Genomic DNA, 16653 nt, shown 5'->3' with positions numbered 1-16653 from the left:
CCCGCATGCTCCGCACGGCTCTGTGACCGTGCACAGTAGAGAATTGTTTCGGACCCTTGTCAATGGGTGTTGCCTGGGGTTACCTACTTGTTGCTGATGGGTGCGAGCCGCGAGCATTCATGTGCACGATCACAGAAACAGCCGAGTTTTACCGTCCACCTTCGGGAGTGAACCCATGCCGTCCCCCGCCCCGCACGACCGTCTGCCGCTCGCCTTCGGTGGTGACTACAACCCCGAGCAGTGGCCGCGGGAGGTCTGGGAGGAGGACGTACGGCTGATGCGGGAGGCCGGGGTCACGGCGGTCTCGCTCGGCGTGTTCTCCTGGGCCCGTCTTGAGCCGCGACCGGGTGCGTACGACTGGGAATGGCTGGACACGGTGATGGACCTGCTGCACGGGGCGGGCATCGCGGTGAACCTCGGCACGCCGACCGTCGTACCGCCGGCGTGGTTCTACCGATCGCACCCCTCCGCTCTGCCGGTGACGCGGGAGGGCGTGCGCCTCGCCTTCGGCTCGCGCGGCGCGATCTGCCACTCGAACCCCGAGTACCGGGCGGCGGCGACGACGATCACGCGGGCGCTGGCCGAGCGCTACGGCAGCCACCCGGCCGTCGTCCTGTGGCACGTCCACAACGAGTACGGCGCCCCGGTCCTCGCCTGCTACTGCGACGTCTGCGCGGCGGCTTTCCGGGGGTGGCTGCGGGCGCGCTACGACACTCTCGACGCCCTCAACCACGCCTGGGGAACGGCGTTCTGGGGCCAGCAGTACGGCGACTGGGCGGAGATCACCCCGCCGCGCGCGACCCCGTCCGTATGCAATCCCACCCAGCAACTCGACTACCACCGCTTCGCCGACGCGCAGGCCCGCGCCAACTTCGTCGCCGAGCGGGACATCCTGCACCGCCTCTCCCCCGGCGTCCCCGTCACCACCAACTTCATGGTCGCGCCGAGCCAGGGCCAGACCGTCGACTACTGGGCCTGGGCGAAGGAGGTCGACCTCGTCACCAACGACCACTACCTGATGACCGACGGCCGCCGTACGCACGTGAATCTGGCGCTGGCCGCGGACTTGACGCGCTCGGTCGCGGGCGGGGGTCCGTGGCTGCTGCTGGAACACGCGACGTCCGGGGTCAACTGGCAGCCGTACAACCCCGCGAAGCGTCCCGGTGAGATGGCGCGCAACTCGCTCGGGCATGTGGCCCGGGGCTCCGAGGGGGCGATGTTCTTCCAGTGGCGGCAGTCGCAGTCGGGCGCGGAGAAGTTCCATACGGCGATGCTGGCGAACTCCGGTACGGACAACCGGGGTTGGCGTGAGGTGACGGAACTCGGGCGACGCGTCGCGGGCCTCGCCGACCTGAGGGGCACGCGGACCCGGGGTGACGTGGCGATGGTGTGGTCGTGGGACTCCTGGTGGGCGCAGAGCCTGGAGTGGCGGCCGAGCCAGGACCTGGACGCGCGGGAACGGTTGGATTCCTTCTACGAGGCGCTGTACGACCGGCACTTGACGGTGGACTTCCTGCCGCCGACGGGGTTGGGGGACCTGGACCCGGCACGGTATCCGCTGCTGGTGGTACCGCAGTTGTACTCCGCTCCGGCGGGGGTCGGCGCCGACCTGGAGCGGTACGTGTCGCGGGGCGGAACGCTGCTGGTCTCCTTCTTCTCCGGGATCGTCGACGAGAACGACACGCTGCATCCGGGCGCGTATCCGGGGGCGCTGCGGGACGTACTCGGCCTGACCGTCGAGGAGTTCGACCCGTTGCTGCCGGGTGAGGTGGTGTCGGTTCGGGGGACGGACGGCGCGCTGTACGAGGCGGATCTGTGGTCGGAGGTCGTGATCCCGGGTGCGGGCTGCGAGACGGTCGCGGTGTTCGCGGACGGTCGTACGGCGGGCGGGGCGGCGCTGACGCGGCACGCGATGGGGTCGGGGGCGGCGTGGTACCTGGCGACGCGGCTGACCGGCGCGGACCTGGCCGCCGTGGTGGACCTGGCCCTCGCGGACGCCGGGATCACCCCGGTGGACCTGCCCCGCGATGTCGAACTCGTCGTGCGGGAGGGCGAGTCGGGGACGTTCCGCTTCGCGGTGAACCACACCGGGAGCGAGGTGAAGGTGGTGCTGCCGGACGGGAGTCGGGCGGCGGTACCGGCGGGCGGGGTGGAGGTCTTCCGCGACCCGCGCTGAATCTGGGCTCAACTCGCTTGTTTCTTTGGTTACTTGGTGAAGGGAAGTCTTGTGATGCGCAGACGCAGTGTTCTTACGGCGGGTGCGGCGGCACTCTCGGTACCGCTGCTGGCCGCGACGCCGGCGGTCGCCGCGGACCGGCGCCGGTTGGAGATCCGGGGGATGGACATCTCGTCGCTCCCCAAGGACGAGGCGTACGGCGCGGTGTACCGCCGGGCGGACGGCCGCAGGGACGATCCGATCCGCATCCTGGCCGACGCGGGGGTCACCCACGCCCGCCTCAAGGTCTGGGTGAACCCGGCCGACGGCTACAACAACAAGAAGCACATCCTGCCGTTGGCGAAGCGCTTGCGGCGGGCCGGGATCGGCATCTGGGTCGACTTCCACTACTCCGACACCTGGGCGGACCCGTCCCACCAGACCAAGCCGGCCGCCTGGGCGGACCTGGATGTGGCGGGCCTGACGAGGGCGGTCTACGACCACACCGCCGACGTGCTGGGCGCGTTGCGCCGCCAGGGCACTCCGGCGGACCTGGTGCAGATCGGCAACGAGATCAACGGCGGCCTGCTCTGGCCCACCGGCAAGAACTGGGGTGACGACGCCGGGGGTTGGGGCAACCTGACGACGTTCCTGAAGGCGGGTCTGACGGCGGCGCGCGACACCACGCCCCGCATCCGCACGATGCTCCACATCGCGTCGGGCGGCGACAACGGGACGTCGCGTTGGTGGTACGACAACGTGGTGGCCGACGGGGTCGACTTCGACATCATCGCCCAGTCGTACTACCCGTTCTGGCACGGCGCCCCGGCAGCGGCGGCGGCCAACTTGGCGGATCTGGCGGCGCGTTACAACAAGCCGGTGCTGATCGCGGAGACGGCGTATCCGTTCACGCTGGAGAGCGAGGACGCGACGAACGACATCATGTACGACCCCTCGCAGCTGACCCCGGGCTACCCGGCGACCCCGGCGGGCCAGTCGGCGTGGCTGCGGACGGTGGCGGACCTGATGGCGAACGTTCCCGGCAACAAGGGGCTGGGCTACTGCTATTGGGAAGGCGTGTGGACGTACCGGGCCGGTGACGGCTGGGACCCGACCGACCCGATGTCCGGCAACGCGTGGGAGAACCTGGCGTTGTTCGACTTCGACGACAAGGCGCTGCCGGGGTTGCGGACGCTGGGCCGTTACCGGTCGTAATGCCCACCCGTGACGAGTCCAACCCGTACGGTGACTGTCCGGTGCTTGTCCAGTGATGTCCAGGCTGTCGACAGGGCCGTACGGGTAGGGGCGTTTGCGGCATGGCCGTACGACGGAGGGTCACGGGATGAGCGTGAACAACGAAGTGGACGAACCGGGTTGGGAGGTGGACGCGAACGACGACTGGGGGTTGGCGGTCCTCGCGACGGTAGGCCGTCAACTGAGGCTGCGGCGCGAGGCGGCGGGGATGCGCGTGCCGGAATTCGCGGTGGCGATCGGGTACGGGGAGGACTTGGTCTACAAGGTCGAGGGCGGGAAGCGAATTCCCCGGCCCGAGTATCTGGACAAGGCGGAGGAAGTATTGAGGGCCGATGGGCTGATCTCCGCGATGAAAGAGGACGTGGAGAAAGTCCGGTACCCGAAAACGGTGCGGATCTTGACGACGTTGGAGGCCAAAGCGGTCGAACTGCTCTCGTACGGCAGCTACGCCCTCCATGGCCTGCTCCAGACGAAGGAGTTCATGTGGGAGCTGCTCGGGTCTCAGCGACCCGCACTTACGGACAACGAGCTGGAGCAGGCGGTGGCCGGGCGCATGGCCCGGAAGAAAATCTTCCACCGCGAACCTGCCCCTGAACTCAGCTTCGTGCTGGAAGAAGCGACGTTAAGGCGCCCGGTCGGCGGCAGGATCGTGTTCCGCAAACAGCTTGAACACCTCGTAGAAATGGGTCAGTTGCGGAACGTCCAAATCCAAGTGATACCGACGGACCGCTGGGACCACCCTGGCATGGGCGGACGGATCCAGGTGCTCAAGTTCAAGGACGGTACAGCAATTGGTCGCAAGGATGACGGGTATGGCGGGCGCCCTGTCTCCGACCTGAAACAGTTGCGGATCCTTGAGCTGCGCTATGGGATTATCCGAGCGGAGGCCCTGACCACACGGGAGTCACAGGCCTTCATCGAGCAACTGCTGGGAGAGACATGATCCGCAAGGCCCCCGCCGGAGACGCTTCCGAACTGCACTGGTTCAAGAGCAGCTTCAGCGACACCAACGATCCGAACGACTGCGTCGAGGTAGCCACGGCCCCCGGCACGATCCACATCCGCGACTCCAAGCACAACGCCCAGGGCCCCCGCTTTGCCGTCACGGCTGCCGCGTGGACGGACTTCCTGCAACTGACGGGAGGGGAATGATCCGTAAGCCCGAACTGGCCTGGTTCAAGAGCAGCTACAGCAGCGGATCCGAAGGTGACTCCTGCGTCGAAGTGGCCGCCACCCCCGCCAGCGTCCACGTCCGTGACTCGAAGCACGACACTCGGGGACCCCGATTCGCCGTCACCGCCGCCGCTTGGACGAACTTCGTGACGTACGCCTCCACCCCCTGACCCACCCCCACCCCACCCCTCCCCAAAAAGTGTGACACTCCACCCCCGAAGTGTCACACTTCCCCGAGGCCACCCCAAGGCCGCGCCCTGCGCGCGCCGACGAGGTCTCCTAGTAGTAGGCGGCCACCAGGTCGCGGTCCACCGTGATGGTGTCGCGGTTCAGTGCGGGCAATCCCAGGTGGTCGCAGATCAGCTGGGTCAACTGCTCCTCGTAGGTCCCGTTCCGATGGTCCAGTCCGGCCGCCGTGATGAGGGGGGCCATCTTGTTCGGCCAGTACTCGCCGGCGTGTTCGGGGGCCTCGTAGTCGATGCAGGACGATGTCTGGCCGTCCTTGTAGTGGTATGCCTTGGGGCCGTGGACCTTGGCAACGCACGGGTTGGGCACGAACACCATCAACTCGGCGCCCGGAGGGCACAGTTCGCGGTGGTCGATCTCGTCGTAGTCGTCGAGGCCGAACATGTGGTGCACGATCACGCCCCAGCCGCCGGGTGCCGTGTCGTTGCCGTAGGCGAACGGCGGCCGTTGCCGCGAGGACAGGCCTTCGGTCATGGCGGCCAGGCTGGTCCCCTTGAAGTAGACCAGGACGGTCTCGTCTTCCCGGTACCGCGCGTCATCCACCCACGCGAGGACGCCACAGCGGATCCAACTCGTCATGCCCACCAACATAACCGGCACCACTGACACACCGGCCCCGACCAGGACCCCGACCGTGGCGGACAGCGCCCCGAACCCACAGCCCTCGGCATGCATCATCTAGGCATGTTCACCCCCGAACAACGCGACCGCACCCGCGCCCGACTCCTCCCCCGCGCCGAAGCCGCGCAACGGTGGACCGCATGGATCTACGAGGAGTTCGGCGCCCGGGGCCCGCGGTGGCGGACGGTCTTCGGCACCCCGCACGCGCAGCCGCCGTTCGCCCCACCCGACCGCAACACCCTCATCGGCTTCGCCTGGCACCGCGCCCTGCGCGACCAGCTGATCGCCCTCGCCTGTCTACGACTTGACCTCCCCACCACCTACTCGAAGGGCGCCCACCTCCGCCCGGACGAGGTCACCGCGGCCACGGCCGAACTGGACCTTTCCGCACCGGAGTTGGCGAACCGCCTCCGCCCGATGCTCCTGGAGCTGACGTAACGCATGGGCACCACCCCGCACATCGAGCTGACCCCTGTACCGTCCGGGCAGGTCACCCTCTCCGACCGCCGCACGGAACGCAGTTGGACGGTCGACCTCGCCGCCTTCTCGCTCGGCACCCTCCCCGTCACCCAGGCCCAGTACGCCCAGGTCACCGGCGAACACCCCAGCACCGCACCCGGCAACGACCGTCTCCCCGTCGAAACCGTGTCCTGGCTGGACGCCGTACTCTTCTGCAACTCTCTCTCAAAGACAGAGGAGTTGACTCCCGCGTACGACATCCAGGGCGAGGCCGTCGTACCCGACCCCTCCGCCGACGGCTACCGTCTCCCCACCGAGGCCGAGTGGGAGTACGCCTGCCGCGCCGGAACAACCGGCCCCCGCTACGGGCCGCTCGACGACATCGCCTGGCACCGCGGCAACTCCGAGGAGCGCCCCCATGAACCCGGCGGCCGACTGCCCAACCCGTGGGGCCTGCACGACATGCTGGGCAATGTGTGGGAGTGGTGCTGGGACCTCTACGACCCGGAGGTCTACGGCACGTATCGGGTACTGCGCGGCGGCGGATGGTTCGACGAGCACTGGAGCTGCCGTGCCTCGGTACGCCGTCGAAGCCACCCGACCTTCCGCGTCGACGACGTGGGCTTCCGCGTCGCCCGATCGTCAACCACAAGGAACTGACAAATAGCTGACAGCTCGTCAACTACCCATGAGCCGCCGCCAGATGCTTAGCCAGCCGCGGTGACGCGAACTCCGTCCCGCACACGAACCGCATCACCGGCCCGTACGACGACGCGGCGGGAAGCCCCGTGAAGTACACCCCCGGCACGGAGGACACATACCCGGCACCGAGCTTCGGCGTACCCCGGCTCACTGCCAACTGCGTACGCAACTCATGCCCCAGAAAGTCCATCGCCGCGATGTCGACCCGATAGCCCGTCGCCGATATGACGTGGTCGGCGGTGAGCTGCTCGGTACCGCCGCCGTGCGTGCCGACCGTCAGGACCGGACTGCCCGCCTCCGCGTCCGCCCGTACGATCCGGTCGACCTCGCTGACCTGCACCTTCCCCTCGAACCGCTCGCGCAGCCACCACGCGCCGAGCGGACCGAGCACCCGACGGACCAGGTAGTGGCGGGTCCCCTCGGGGAGATAGCGGTACGGCTGCGGGTAGTAACTCAGCGCCCACAGCGACCAGGCGCGCCCGAACGGGGACTCCGGGCGCAGCTTCGGCTGGTCCCAGGGGGCCGCGCCGAACGCGACCCGGCCACGCCCGCGCGAGACGATCCGCACCTGCGCGCCCGCCTCCGCCGCGAGTACCGCCGTCTCCAGCGCGGACTGGCCCGCGCCGACGACGATCAGCTCCTTGCCCTTGAACCCGCTCAGGTCGTGGTGCTGGGAACTGTGCGAGACGGGGCCGGTGGGTGCGGGGCCGTCGGCCGCCGCCGCGGCCAGCTCGGGCGGGAGGTGGGCCAGGCCGTAGAGGCCGGTCGCCACCACGACCGCCCGGGCCGTGAACAACTCCCCCGAATCCAGCTTGAGTTCGAAGCCACCGCCCTTGTTCCGGTCGACGTTCCGGTCCACCGACACGACCCGTACCCGCTCCAGCTCGGGCACCAGCTTCTGCTGGAACCACTCGCCGTAGCCGATGAAGGTCTCGACGGGGATGATGTCCTCGTCGGTGACCAGCCGGGGGATGCCGGCCGCGTCGCAGTAGTCGACGAGGTTGTGGCCGGGCTGCGGGGCGTCGAAGTTGGAGGCGGCCGGGGTCGACTTCAGGAGCATTCCGGCCGGCATGTGGTCACGCCAACTGACCATGGGCTCGCCGAAGACACGGACCGGGATGCCGCGGGCGCGCAGATGCGCGGCGGTGGACAGGCCGAACGGGCCGGCGCCGATGATTGCTACCGGTTGAATCACGAAGTCCCTCCCCAGGACGTCATTTCGCCACTTCGTGCTGAAGCTGCCGCCAACTGCCTCTGCCTACTGGGTCACTGGGCCCCTGGGCTACTGCTGGCTGCCGCTACTGGTGCCGCTGCCGCGCCGGTTGGTGCGCCACAGCTGATACAGGTGCTTCGCGCCCGGCCGCACGAAGCGAGCGAGCATCGTGAAGAACGGCCGCAGGTCGTCACCCGCGAGCCAGGCCAGCTCGGTCCCGCTCGCCTTCGCCGGCGCGTGCGGCGTCGTATAGCCGCTGCGGCGATAGGCGAGGAGGGCGGGCAGGTCGATGTTCTCCACGATGTACCGGTGGCCGGCGCGCTGTTCCCCCTCCGGGACGGGGCGGCCGGTCAGGTCGAGGTGCATGGCGCGGACGACGTCCACCCCCGACTCGTTCTCGAAGAGTCGGAACTGGGCGCCCATGCGGGGGTTGAAGTCGAGCAGTTTGTACTGACCGTCGCGCCGGTCGAAGCGCAGGTCGAGGTCGATGATTCCGGTGAAGCCGATCTGTTTGATGAAACGGGCGGCGAGGTCCGAGAGTTCCGGATTGTCGACGACGTACGCATTCGCCGTCATTCCCGCGTGCGGCGGCCAGGAGCGCACCTTGACGCCGGTGAACATGGCGAGCGGGGTGGAGTCCTGGTCGAAGTAGGCGTGCACGATCCAGTCCTCGGCCTCCTCCCGCGGCAGGTACTCCTGGAGGATCACGCCGGGATGCTCGCCCCAGTCACGGGCGAGCGCGAGCAGTCCCTCGCGGGTGGCGATCTTCGTCGTCCCGTTCACCGCGGGCCGGGAGCGTCGTACGAACGCCTCCCGGTTCTTGGCCACGATCGGGAAGCGTGCCTTCTCCGCGAAGTCGACGATGTCGTCGTAGGACTGCGGGAAGGCGGCCGCGGGGCTGGGGATGCCGTGTTCCGCGCAGAGTTCGTGCAACCCCTGTTTGCTGGCGAGGTGGCGCGGCAGCTTCGGATCGACGCGCGGTAACAGGAAGCGGTCGGTCAGCGCGTCCTGGTGCTCGGCGATCAGGACCGCGGCCTCCTCATCGGTGGGAATGAGGACGGTGGGACGGTCGATGCGGCGGCCGATGCGCAGCAGTCCCTCGACCAGTCGTTCGGGTTCCTCGGTGCCGGTCGTCGGCCAGACGAACGCACGTTCCAGATAACGGGATACCGCGGCCGGTGTGTAACGGTCCTCCGTGATCGCATACATCGGCACGCCGAGGCGGCCCAGACTGCGGATCGCGCCCACCCCGCCGTGATGCAGCGGATAGGCACCGAATTTCACGATCAGGCCCGGCACCTCGCGGTCGGCCTCGAAAGGCACGCTGGTGCGTTTGGCCACGGGTCCCCCCACGTGTCCCCCCTACGGACCGGACCCACCCCGTCCATGTCCCCAAAGGACGCTAAGCCGGAATTACCTCCTCCGACAAGGCCTATTCGGACATTGCGAACTCTTTAGACACTGCCGGTCCCCGCAACTCACCCGTAACGTGTGGCGCGGCCACATGCGAGTACGTACGAGAGTGAGGCAGCACGCCATGCCCCCCTTCGATCTTCCCGAGGGCGATCCCTTCGGCCCGCACAACCTTCCCTACGGCGTCTTCTCGCCCCTCGGCTCGGACGAACGGACCGTCGGCGTCCGGTACGGCGACCAGGTGCTCGACGCGGGCGCCGCCGCCGCCGCGCTCGGCTCGCCGTACGTCTCCCTCCTCGCGCACCCCACGCTCGGCCCGCTGCTCACCGCGGGCCGTACGGCCTGGTCGGACGTCCGGCGCGCGCTGACCGCGTGGGTGACGGTGCCGTCCCATCAGGAGACGATCGCCCCCTTCCTCCACCCGCTCTCCGCGGTGACCCTGCACCTCCCGTTCGAGGTCGCGGACTACGTCGACTTCTACTCCTCCGAGAACCACGCCCGGAACGTCGGCCGCATCTTCCGCCCCGACGCGCCCGACTCCCTGACCCTCAACTGGAAGCATCTGCCCATCGGTTACCACGGCCGCTCGGGCACGATCGTGGTCTCGGACACGGATGTCGTACGACCGTCCGGGCAGCGCAAGTCCCCGTCCGACCCCGCGCCCGTCTTCGGCCCGTCGATCCGCCTGGACATCGAGGCGGAGGTCGGCTTCGTGGTCGGCACGCCGTCGCGGATGGGCGAGCCGGTCGCCCTCGCCGACTTCCGCGAACACGTCTTCGGCCTGTGCCTCCTCAACGACTGGTCCGCGCGCGACATCCAGGCCTGGGAGTACGTCCCCCTCGGCCCGTTCCTCGGCAAGTCCTTCGCCACCTCGGTGTCGGCGTGGATCACCCCGCTGGACGCGCTGGAGGACTCGCGGGTGGCACCACCGGAGCGCACGCACGAACTCCTCCCCTATCTGGACGACTCGGCGGAGGAACCCGGAGGCTACGACCTCCGCATCGCGGTCGCGATCAACGGCCACGTCGTCTCCGAGCCGCCGTTCTCCACCATGTACTGGACGGCCGCCCAGCAACTCGCCCAGATGACGGTCAACGGCGCCTCCCTGCGCACCGGCGACCTGTACGGCTCCGGCACGGTCAGCGGACCGGCGGAACGCGAGCGCGGTTCGCTGCTGGAGCTGACCTGGAACGGGCGCGACGCCCTCGAACTCCCGGACGGCAAGCGGACGTTCCTGGAGGACGGCGACGTCGTGACCCTGTCGGCCTGGGCACCGGGCGCGAACGGGACCCGGGTGGGACTCGGCGAGGTCACCGGGCGGATCGTGGGGCGGGCCTGACGTGAGGTGCGGGCGGGAGGGGTGAGGCGACTCACGGGCCGGAGTCGGTGCGGTCGCGGGCGAGGCGTGAGGCGGCTCGCGGGTCGGAGTCGGTGCGGTCGCGGGCGAGGCGTGAGGCGGCTCGCGGGCCGGAGTCGGGGTGGTCGCGGGTGCGTCCGGTGCTCGCCGTACACCTGACTCCGGCCGCCCGGACCGTCATACTGACGGCGGACGGGCCCACACCTCGTGCGCTCGCCCTCGGGTACAGCCGCACCCGCACCCCCCTTCTGCCCTCTGTCTGTGCCGTTGACCAGGATCCGGAGCCCGTGGCATGACTGTCTGCCTGCTCCTGCTGAGCGTCGTCGCCCTCTCGGCCGCCGTGCCGGTTCCGCGCGCGCTGACCCGGGCCGTGTGGCCCGAGCGGGAACCCGTGGTCGGCCTGTGGGTGTGGCAGTGCCTGGTCGCCACGGTCCTGCTGTGCTGTCTCGGCGCCCTCGTGCTCGGCGCGGCGGCCGTCTTCCACACCGTCCGCGACCATGTCTTCGCCCCGGCCCCGCCCGCCGTCACCGCGGCCTACGACCTCTCCGCCGCCCCCGTCTGGGCCGTCGCCCTCACGCTGTCGCTGGCGTGCGGCGCGGCCTGGACGACGGCGATGCTGGCCCGCGAACTCGCCGAGGCCCGCCGTCGGCGCGGCCTGGCCCGCGCCCTGCTGCGCGAGCGCGCCCCGGACCTGCCCGCCGGGCTGCCCCCGGCACGGGGGCCTCTCCTCGTCCTGGAGGACGAGTACCCGGACGCCTGGTGGATGCCGGGTCATCCGCCCCAACTGGTCGTCACCACAGGCGCGTTGCACCGCCTCACCGGCCACCAGCTCGACGCGGTCCTCACCCACGAACGCGGTCACGCCCGCGCCCACCACGACTGGCTGCTGCATCTGTCGACCGCGCTGGCCTCCGGTTTTCCGCACGTCCCGCTGTTCGCCCACTTCTGCGACCAGACCCACCGGCTGGTGGAACTCGCCGCCGACGACACCGCGTCCCGCCAGTGCGGCCATCTGACCACCGCGTTGGCACTGATCGAGCTGAACAACCACCGCGGTGTCCTCTCCTGCGCCTCCAGCCACCGCCTCCTCGGCGAACGCGTCGACCGCCTCCTGGACCCCCGCCCCCGCCTGGGCCGCCGCCGCCGCGCCCTGACGACGACGGTGGCTGCCCTGATCCCCCTGCTGCCACTGCTGATCGTGTTCGCGCCGGGGCTGACGGCGCTGAGCTGACGGCGCTGGGCCGACGGCGCTGGGCCGACGGCGCTGGGCTGACGGCACGCCGGGGGAGGCTTGCTTGGGGCTTGGGCGCTGTGTTGGCGATGGCGGGTCGGCGCCCGTGACCCGACCTCCCCGGCCCGCCACCACGCACCGGCGAACGTGGCAGATCTCCCCCATCTGTAACCATCCGCCCAGCTCAACCACCCCACCGCCGGCGGCCCCGGTGGCGCAACACTCCCGCAACACCGCATTCCCTACCTGCTCGCTATGGTTCGAAACATGCCACCCACGGACCGCATCCGCGACCACGCCGGACAGGGCGCGACCACCGTCGCCGCCCACCGCGCGCGGCGCCGACTGCGGGCCGACCAGGCCCGGCAACTCGCCGATCTGCTGCGCCACGAACTCCTCGCCGACAGCTTCCCGGACGGCACCCTCCCGCACGAGACCACCCTCGCCACCGAGTACGGCGCCTCCCGCAACACGGTCCGCCAGGCCCTGGACCTGCTCCGCGCGGAAGGCCTCGTCGACCGGCTCCCCGGCGTCGGCACGGTCGTCGTCGCCCGGAAGTACCCGCACGGCCTCGACCAGTTGATGGGCCTCGCGGAAACCCTGCGCGAACACGGCCAAGTCACCAACGAGGTCCGCACCCTGGGCCCCGCCCCCGCACCGGCCCCCGTCGCCGAACGCCTCCACGTCCAGCCCGGCACCGACGTCCTCTACATCGAACGCCTGCGCCGCCTCAACGGCATCCCCCTCTCCCTCGACCTCACCTACCTCCCGCTCGACATCGGCACCGCGCTGCTCGACGCCGACCTGGAGAACACCGACGTCTTCCGCCTCCTGGAGTCCGTCACCGGCCAGGGCCTCGGCCACGCCGAGATCACCCTGGAGGCCGTCAACGCGGACGCACACTCCGCCGCCGTACTCGAAGCCCCGCGCGGCGCCGCCGTCCTGATGCTCGAACGCCTCACCCACCTCGCCGACGGCCGCCCGGTCGACCTGGAGTTCATCCGCTTCCGCGGCGACCGCATCACCATGAGCGGCCTGCTGCACCGCTCCCTCTGAACTCACCTCCTGCCTGTACCTCCCTGGAGACAGCCATGCCCTTGGCGCCCCAGCGGGCCGACGTGCCCGTGACCATCGACGAGTCGAAGTGCATCGACGGCTGCACCCTGTGCGTCGACATGTGCCCGCTGGACTCCCTGGCCATCGACGAGAGCAACGGCAAGGCCTACATGCACGTCGACGAGTGCTGGTACTGCGGCCCGTGCGCGGCCCGCTGTCCCACCGGAGCCGTCACGGTCAACATGCCCTATCTGCTCCGGTGAGAGGCCCGAACTCCCATGAAACGCACGGCAGTTGCCCTGTCCGCGGTCGCCCTGTCGCTGACCCTGTCCGGCTGCGGCGGCAGCGCGGAGGCCGGTAGCGCGTCGACGATCACGGTCACCGTCGGCTACCAGTCCAAGACCATCAACACCGTCACCGCCGGCACCCTCCTGCGCTCCCTCGGCTACTTCGAACAGCAGCTCAATGCCCTGCACGACGGCCACACCTACAAGGTCGACTGGCAGGACTACGCGACCGGCGCCCCCATCACCGCGCAGATGACCGCCGGGAAGATCGACATCGGCTCGATGGGCGACTTCCCGCTCCTCATCAACGCGGCCCGCGGCAAACAACTCGGCCAGCCCACCCGCCTCGTCTCCGTCACCGGTTACAACCTGCGCGGCGGCCTCAACACCATCGTCACCGCGCCGAGTTCGAAGCTCACCTCCCTCAAGGACCTCAAGGGCAAGAAGGTCTCCACGAGCGTCGGCTCCGCCGCCGACGGCACCCTCGTCCGCGCCCTGCAACGCGCCGGCATCGACCCCGACAAGGGCATCGAGAAGCTCAACCAGCAGCCCGCGGTGGGCGCTTCGGCCCTCACGGCCGGCAGCGCGGACGCGCTCTCCCAGTTCGTCGCCTGGCCCGGCCTGCTCACCTATCAGGGCCGGGCGAAGGCCCTCTACGACGGTGCCCAACTCGACCTCCCCACCTTCCACGGCGTCACCGCCCGCGAGAACTTCGCGAAGCAACACCCCTCCGTACTCGACGCGTTCCTCAAGGCCCAGGCCCAGGCGACCGACTACCTCACCGGCCACCCGGTGACCGCCGCCGAGAAGGTCGCCAAGGCCACCGGCCTGCCCGCCGAGGTCGTGTACCTCTACAACGGCGCCCACGGCATAGCCACCTTCGACCCGGCCCTCAAGCCCCAACTCGTCTCCGCCCTCAAGCAGGACGTCACGGTCCTGAAGTCGGCGAAACTCGTCGGGAACGTCGACGTCGACTCCTTCGTAGACGACCAGTACGTGAGGCGGGCCCTGGGCGCGACGGCCTACGCCAAGCAACTCGCCGCGGCACCACCGACGGCGGCGAGCGAGGCATGGCCCAAGGGCTCCGAGAAGACCCTCACCTTCAAGTCCCCTACGGAGCTGCTGAGTTACATTGCCGCCCACGGCACCACCACCCGCGCCGCCTACGCCCCCGACGCCACCACGGGCACGCTGTGGTTCGCGGACAAGGCGGTATGGGTGAGCGACGGGGCAGAGTTGCTGCCGTTCGTGGCACCGGCGACCGCGCAGGCGTACGTCGCCGCCCACGGGGGTGCGCGAGTCGTGACGTATGCCGAGGCTCTGGAGGCAGCGTCGTGACCCGGTATCCGGGGCGGGCGGGCCGCTACGCGCTCCGGCTCGGCTCGCTGGCCGCCGCCCTGGGCATCTGGCAGCTGCTGACCAGCCTGAACGTCGATCTGTGGGTGCGCTTCTCGCAGTTCCCCACGGTCGCCGACGTGGCCCGCGCCTTCGCCGACCGGGTCACCGGCGACGACTACTGGACGGACCTCACCGACAGCCTCACCCGCATCCTCACCGGTTTCGCCCTGGCTGCTGTCCTGGGCGTGGCGGCGGGCGTGCTCGTGGCCCGCTCGCGCCTCGCCGAGGACCTGCTCGGCCCGCTCGTCGAGGTCCTGCGCCCGATCCCCGCGATCGCCCTGGTCCCTGTCGCAATCCTCCTGTTCCCCTCCAACGAACAGGGCATCGTCTTCATCACCTGCACAGCCGCCTTCTTCCCCGTGCTGGTCTCCGCCCGTCACGCCATCCGCGCGCTGACTCCCGTGTGGGAGGAGGCGGTTCGCACGATGGGCGGCGGCCGGTGGCGGATCCTCTTCTCGGTGGTCCTGCCGGGCGCGCTGCCCGGCATCTTCGGCGGCCTGTCGGTCGGCATCGGCGTCTCGTGGATCTGCGTGATCTCCGCCGAGATGATCTCCGGCCAGTACGGCGTCGGTTACCGCACCTGGCAGGACTACACGGTCGTCGACTACCCGGGCGTCTTCGTCGGCATGGTCACGATCGGCCTGCTCGGCTGGCTCACGTCCACGGCCGTCGAACTCCTCGGCCGCCGCCTCACCCACTGGCTGCCGCGCACGTCGTACGTCCCGGTCGCCCGCGTTCCGCGCCGGGCCGGCGGTGCCACACCTGCCGTACCGGCGACCCCCACACCCCAGGAGGGCGTGCCCCATGAACAGCTCGTCTGAGGTCAGATCACCGTCCGGGACGGATCCCGGGAGCGAGGTCCGGTCCGCCTCCGGGAGCACGGCAACGTCCGCCTCCGGGAGCGAGGCGAGGACCGGCCTCGGTGGCGGGGAAAGGGCCGTCTCCGGGGGCGACTTGGGCTCCGCCACGGGAGCCGACGCGGGAGCAGTGGCGGGCACAGTCGCAGGCACAGTTGCGGGCACCGACGCCCGGCCCACCTCCGGGACCGACGGCCGGACCGATGCCCGGTTCGCTCCCGGGAGCAACGGCCAGGCCGATGCCCGACCCGCCCCCGAGACCCACGCCCCAACCAGCGCCCACCTCACCCCCAAGACCCACGGCCGCACTGATGCCCGGACAACTCCCGGGAACAACGGCCAGACCGATGCCCAGCCCACCCCCGAGACCGACGGCCGGACCCCCGCCCGACCCACCCCCGGAACCGGCACCCCGACCGCCCCGCAGCCCGGCCCCCGGACCGACTCCTGGGCCGAGCACCGGACCGGTTCCTGGGCCGACCCCGAGGCCAACTCCCGTACCGGCGCGGCCCTGGCGCTGCGCTCCGCCACGCTGGGCCGCCCCGGCGCCCCCGTCCTGGACGACGTCGACATCAACGTCTCCCCCGGCGAGATCCTCACCGTCGTAGGCCCCTCGGGCTGCGGCAAGTCGACGCTGTTGCGTACGCTCGCCGGGCTGCTGTCGCCGCTCTCCGGTGAGGTCACCCAGGACGGCCGCCCGCTGACCGGTCCCGGCGCCGACCGCGCCCTGATCTTCCAGGACGACGCCCTCCTGCCCTGGCGCAGTCTGCGCGCCAACGTCGAACTCCCGCTGGCCATCAAGAAGTTGCCGCGCGCCGAGCGCAGGACCCAGGCGGAGGCCTGGCTCGACCGGGTCGGACTCGCCGCGCAGACACGGCAGTTGCCCCACCGCGTCTCCGGCGGACAACGCCAGCGCGCCCAACTCGCCCGCGCCCTCGCCGGAGCGCCCCGCGCCGTCCTGATGGACGAACCCTTCGGCGCCCTCGACGCCCAGACCCGCGCGGGCATGCAGGACCTCCTGGTCGAGGTGTTGCGCGGCACGGGCGCGACCGTCGTCTTCGTCACCCACGACGTGGACGAGGCCCTGTACCTCGGCGACCGAGTCGCCCTCCTCGGCGCCGGCCGACTCGTCGCCGTACGCGACGTGCCGCGTCCACGGGACCGTGCCGCGCACGACGATCCCGCGCGCGTGGCGCTGCGCCGCGACGTCCTGACCTCGCTCGGTACCTGA

18 protein-coding genes are annotated in these 16653 nt (G+C 70.2%); 14 read left to right on the top strand and 4 right to left on the bottom strand.

From position 1 onward, the window contains the following. Positions 1–175 precede the first annotated feature (175 nt). The 5 genes from ACWIHT_RS31750 (at position 176) to ACWIHT_RS31730 (ending at position 4752) form a co-directional block, all read left to right on the top strand. Entirely contained in the window at positions 176–2176 is a 2001-nt protein-coding gene (locus ACWIHT_RS31750) for a beta-galactosidase (protein ID WP_456171731.1), read from the top strand. A 54-nt stretch (positions 2177–2230) separates the two neighbouring features. Further along, positions 2231–3370, top strand: coding sequence for a glycoside hydrolase family 53 protein (locus ACWIHT_RS31745; RefSeq protein ID WP_456171730.1), 1140 nt, complete (start codon positions 2231–2233; stop codon positions 3368–3370). Between the two features lie 127 nt (positions 3371–3497). Beyond that, positions 3498–4352, top strand: coding sequence for a helix-turn-helix domain-containing protein (locus ACWIHT_RS31740; protein WP_456171728.1), 855 nt, complete (start codon positions 3498–3500; stop codon positions 4350–4352). Further along, positions 4349–4561, top strand: coding sequence for a DUF397 domain-containing protein (locus tag ACWIHT_RS31735; RefSeq protein WP_456171727.1), 213 nt, complete (start codon positions 4349–4351; stop codon positions 4559–4561). Before ACWIHT_RS31740 ends, ACWIHT_RS31735 begins: the two co-directional genes overlap by 4 nt. Beyond that, positions 4558–4752 (top strand): DUF397 domain-containing protein, encoded by a 195-nt coding sequence (locus tag ACWIHT_RS31730; protein WP_456171726.1) that lies wholly within the window; start codon positions 4558–4560, stop codon positions 4750–4752. The genes ACWIHT_RS31735 and ACWIHT_RS31730 overlap by 4 nt, the downstream gene beginning before the upstream one ends. A 109-nt stretch (positions 4753–4861) precedes the next feature. On the opposite strand, the gene ACWIHT_RS31725 is transcribed toward ACWIHT_RS31730, so the two are convergent. After that, positions 4862–5407, bottom strand: a complete 546-nt coding sequence (locus ACWIHT_RS31725; RefSeq protein ID WP_456171725.1) for a hypothetical protein — start codon at positions 5405–5407, stop codon at positions 4862–4864. Positions 5408–5512: 105 nt separating this feature from the next. On the opposite strand from ACWIHT_RS31725, the gene ACWIHT_RS31720 reads away from it, so the two are divergent. Further along, a complete protein-coding gene (locus ACWIHT_RS31720) occupies positions 5513–5887 on the top strand; it encodes a hypothetical protein (RefSeq protein WP_456171724.1) in 375 nt (124 codons plus the stop codon). A gap of 3 nt (positions 5888–5890) precedes the next feature. Continuing rightward, positions 5891–6568 carry a formylglycine-generating enzyme family protein gene (locus tag ACWIHT_RS31715; protein WP_456171722.1) on the top strand — a complete coding sequence of 226 codons (678 nt, stop codon included), beginning with the start codon at positions 5891–5893 and terminating at the stop codon, positions 6566–6568. A gap of 22 nt (positions 6569–6590) precedes the next feature. Here ACWIHT_RS31715 and ACWIHT_RS31710 read toward each other — a convergent pair whose 3' ends face one another. Together ACWIHT_RS31710 and ACWIHT_RS31705 are read right to left on the bottom strand one after the other, a co-directional pair. Further along, the gene (locus tag ACWIHT_RS31710) at positions 6591–7805 is read right to left on the bottom strand and encodes an NAD(P)-binding domain-containing protein (RefSeq protein ID WP_456171720.1); all 1215 of its coding nucleotides are present in this window, start codon (positions 7803–7805) and stop codon (positions 6591–6593) included. 87 nt (positions 7806–7892) lie between these two features. After that, entirely contained in the window at positions 7893–9146 is a 1254-nt protein-coding gene (locus tag ACWIHT_RS31705) for a carboxylate--amine ligase (RefSeq protein WP_456171807.1), read from the bottom strand. Between the two features lie 214 nt (positions 9147–9360). On the opposite strand from ACWIHT_RS31705, the gene fahA reads away from it, so the two are divergent. Then, complete coding sequence (gene fahA, locus ACWIHT_RS31700) at positions 9361–10575, top strand: fumarylacetoacetase (RefSeq protein WP_456171718.1); 1215 nt, start codon at positions 9361–9363, stop codon at positions 10573–10575. A gap of 31 nt (positions 10576–10606) precedes the next feature. On the opposite strand, the gene ACWIHT_RS31695 is transcribed toward fahA, so the two are convergent. Further along, complete coding sequence (locus ACWIHT_RS31695; protein WP_456171717.1) at positions 10607–10828, bottom strand: hypothetical protein; 222 nt, start codon at positions 10826–10828, stop codon at positions 10607–10609. Between the two features lie 57 nt (positions 10829–10885). Here ACWIHT_RS31695 and ACWIHT_RS31690 point away from each other — a divergent pair, with 57 nt between their 5' ends. The 6 genes from ACWIHT_RS31690 to ACWIHT_RS31665 all read left to right on the top strand — a co-directional run bounded on the left by ACWIHT_RS31690 (position 10886) and on the right by ACWIHT_RS31665 (position 16653). Continuing rightward, positions 10886–11824 (top strand): M56 family metallopeptidase, encoded by a 939-nt coding sequence (locus tag ACWIHT_RS31690; RefSeq protein ID WP_456171715.1) that lies wholly within the window; start codon positions 10886–10888, stop codon positions 11822–11824. A 267-nt stretch (positions 11825–12091) separates the two neighbouring features. Further along, positions 12092–12880: a GntR family transcriptional regulator gene (locus ACWIHT_RS31685; RefSeq protein WP_456171713.1), complete on the top strand. Its 789-nt coding sequence runs from the start codon at positions 12092–12094 to the stop codon at positions 12878–12880. A 35-nt stretch (positions 12881–12915) separates the two neighbouring features. Beyond that, entirely contained in the window at positions 12916–13143 is a 228-nt protein-coding gene (locus ACWIHT_RS31680; protein ID WP_010986276.1) for a 4Fe-4S dicluster domain-containing protein, read from the top strand. A 15-nt stretch (positions 13144–13158) separates the two neighbouring features. Further along, positions 13159–14505: an ABC transporter substrate-binding protein gene (locus tag ACWIHT_RS31675; RefSeq protein ID WP_456171712.1), complete on the top strand. Its 1347-nt coding sequence runs from the start codon at positions 13159–13161 to the stop codon at positions 14503–14505. Further along, the gene (locus ACWIHT_RS31670; RefSeq protein ID WP_456171711.1) at positions 14502–15386 is read left to right on the top strand and encodes an ABC transporter permease; all 885 of its coding nucleotides are present in this window, start codon (positions 14502–14504) and stop codon (positions 15384–15386) included. Before ACWIHT_RS31675 ends, ACWIHT_RS31670 begins: the two co-directional genes overlap by 4 nt. Positions 15387–15933: 547 nt before the next feature. Next, entirely contained in the window at positions 15934–16653 is a 720-nt protein-coding gene (locus tag ACWIHT_RS31665) for an ABC transporter ATP-binding protein (RefSeq protein ID WP_456171806.1), read from the top strand.

Source organism: Streptomyces sp. NPDC002276 (assembly GCF_053891435.1).
Note: the sequence above shows the minus strand (reverse complement) of the source record. Positions and strands in the feature narration are given on the sequence as shown.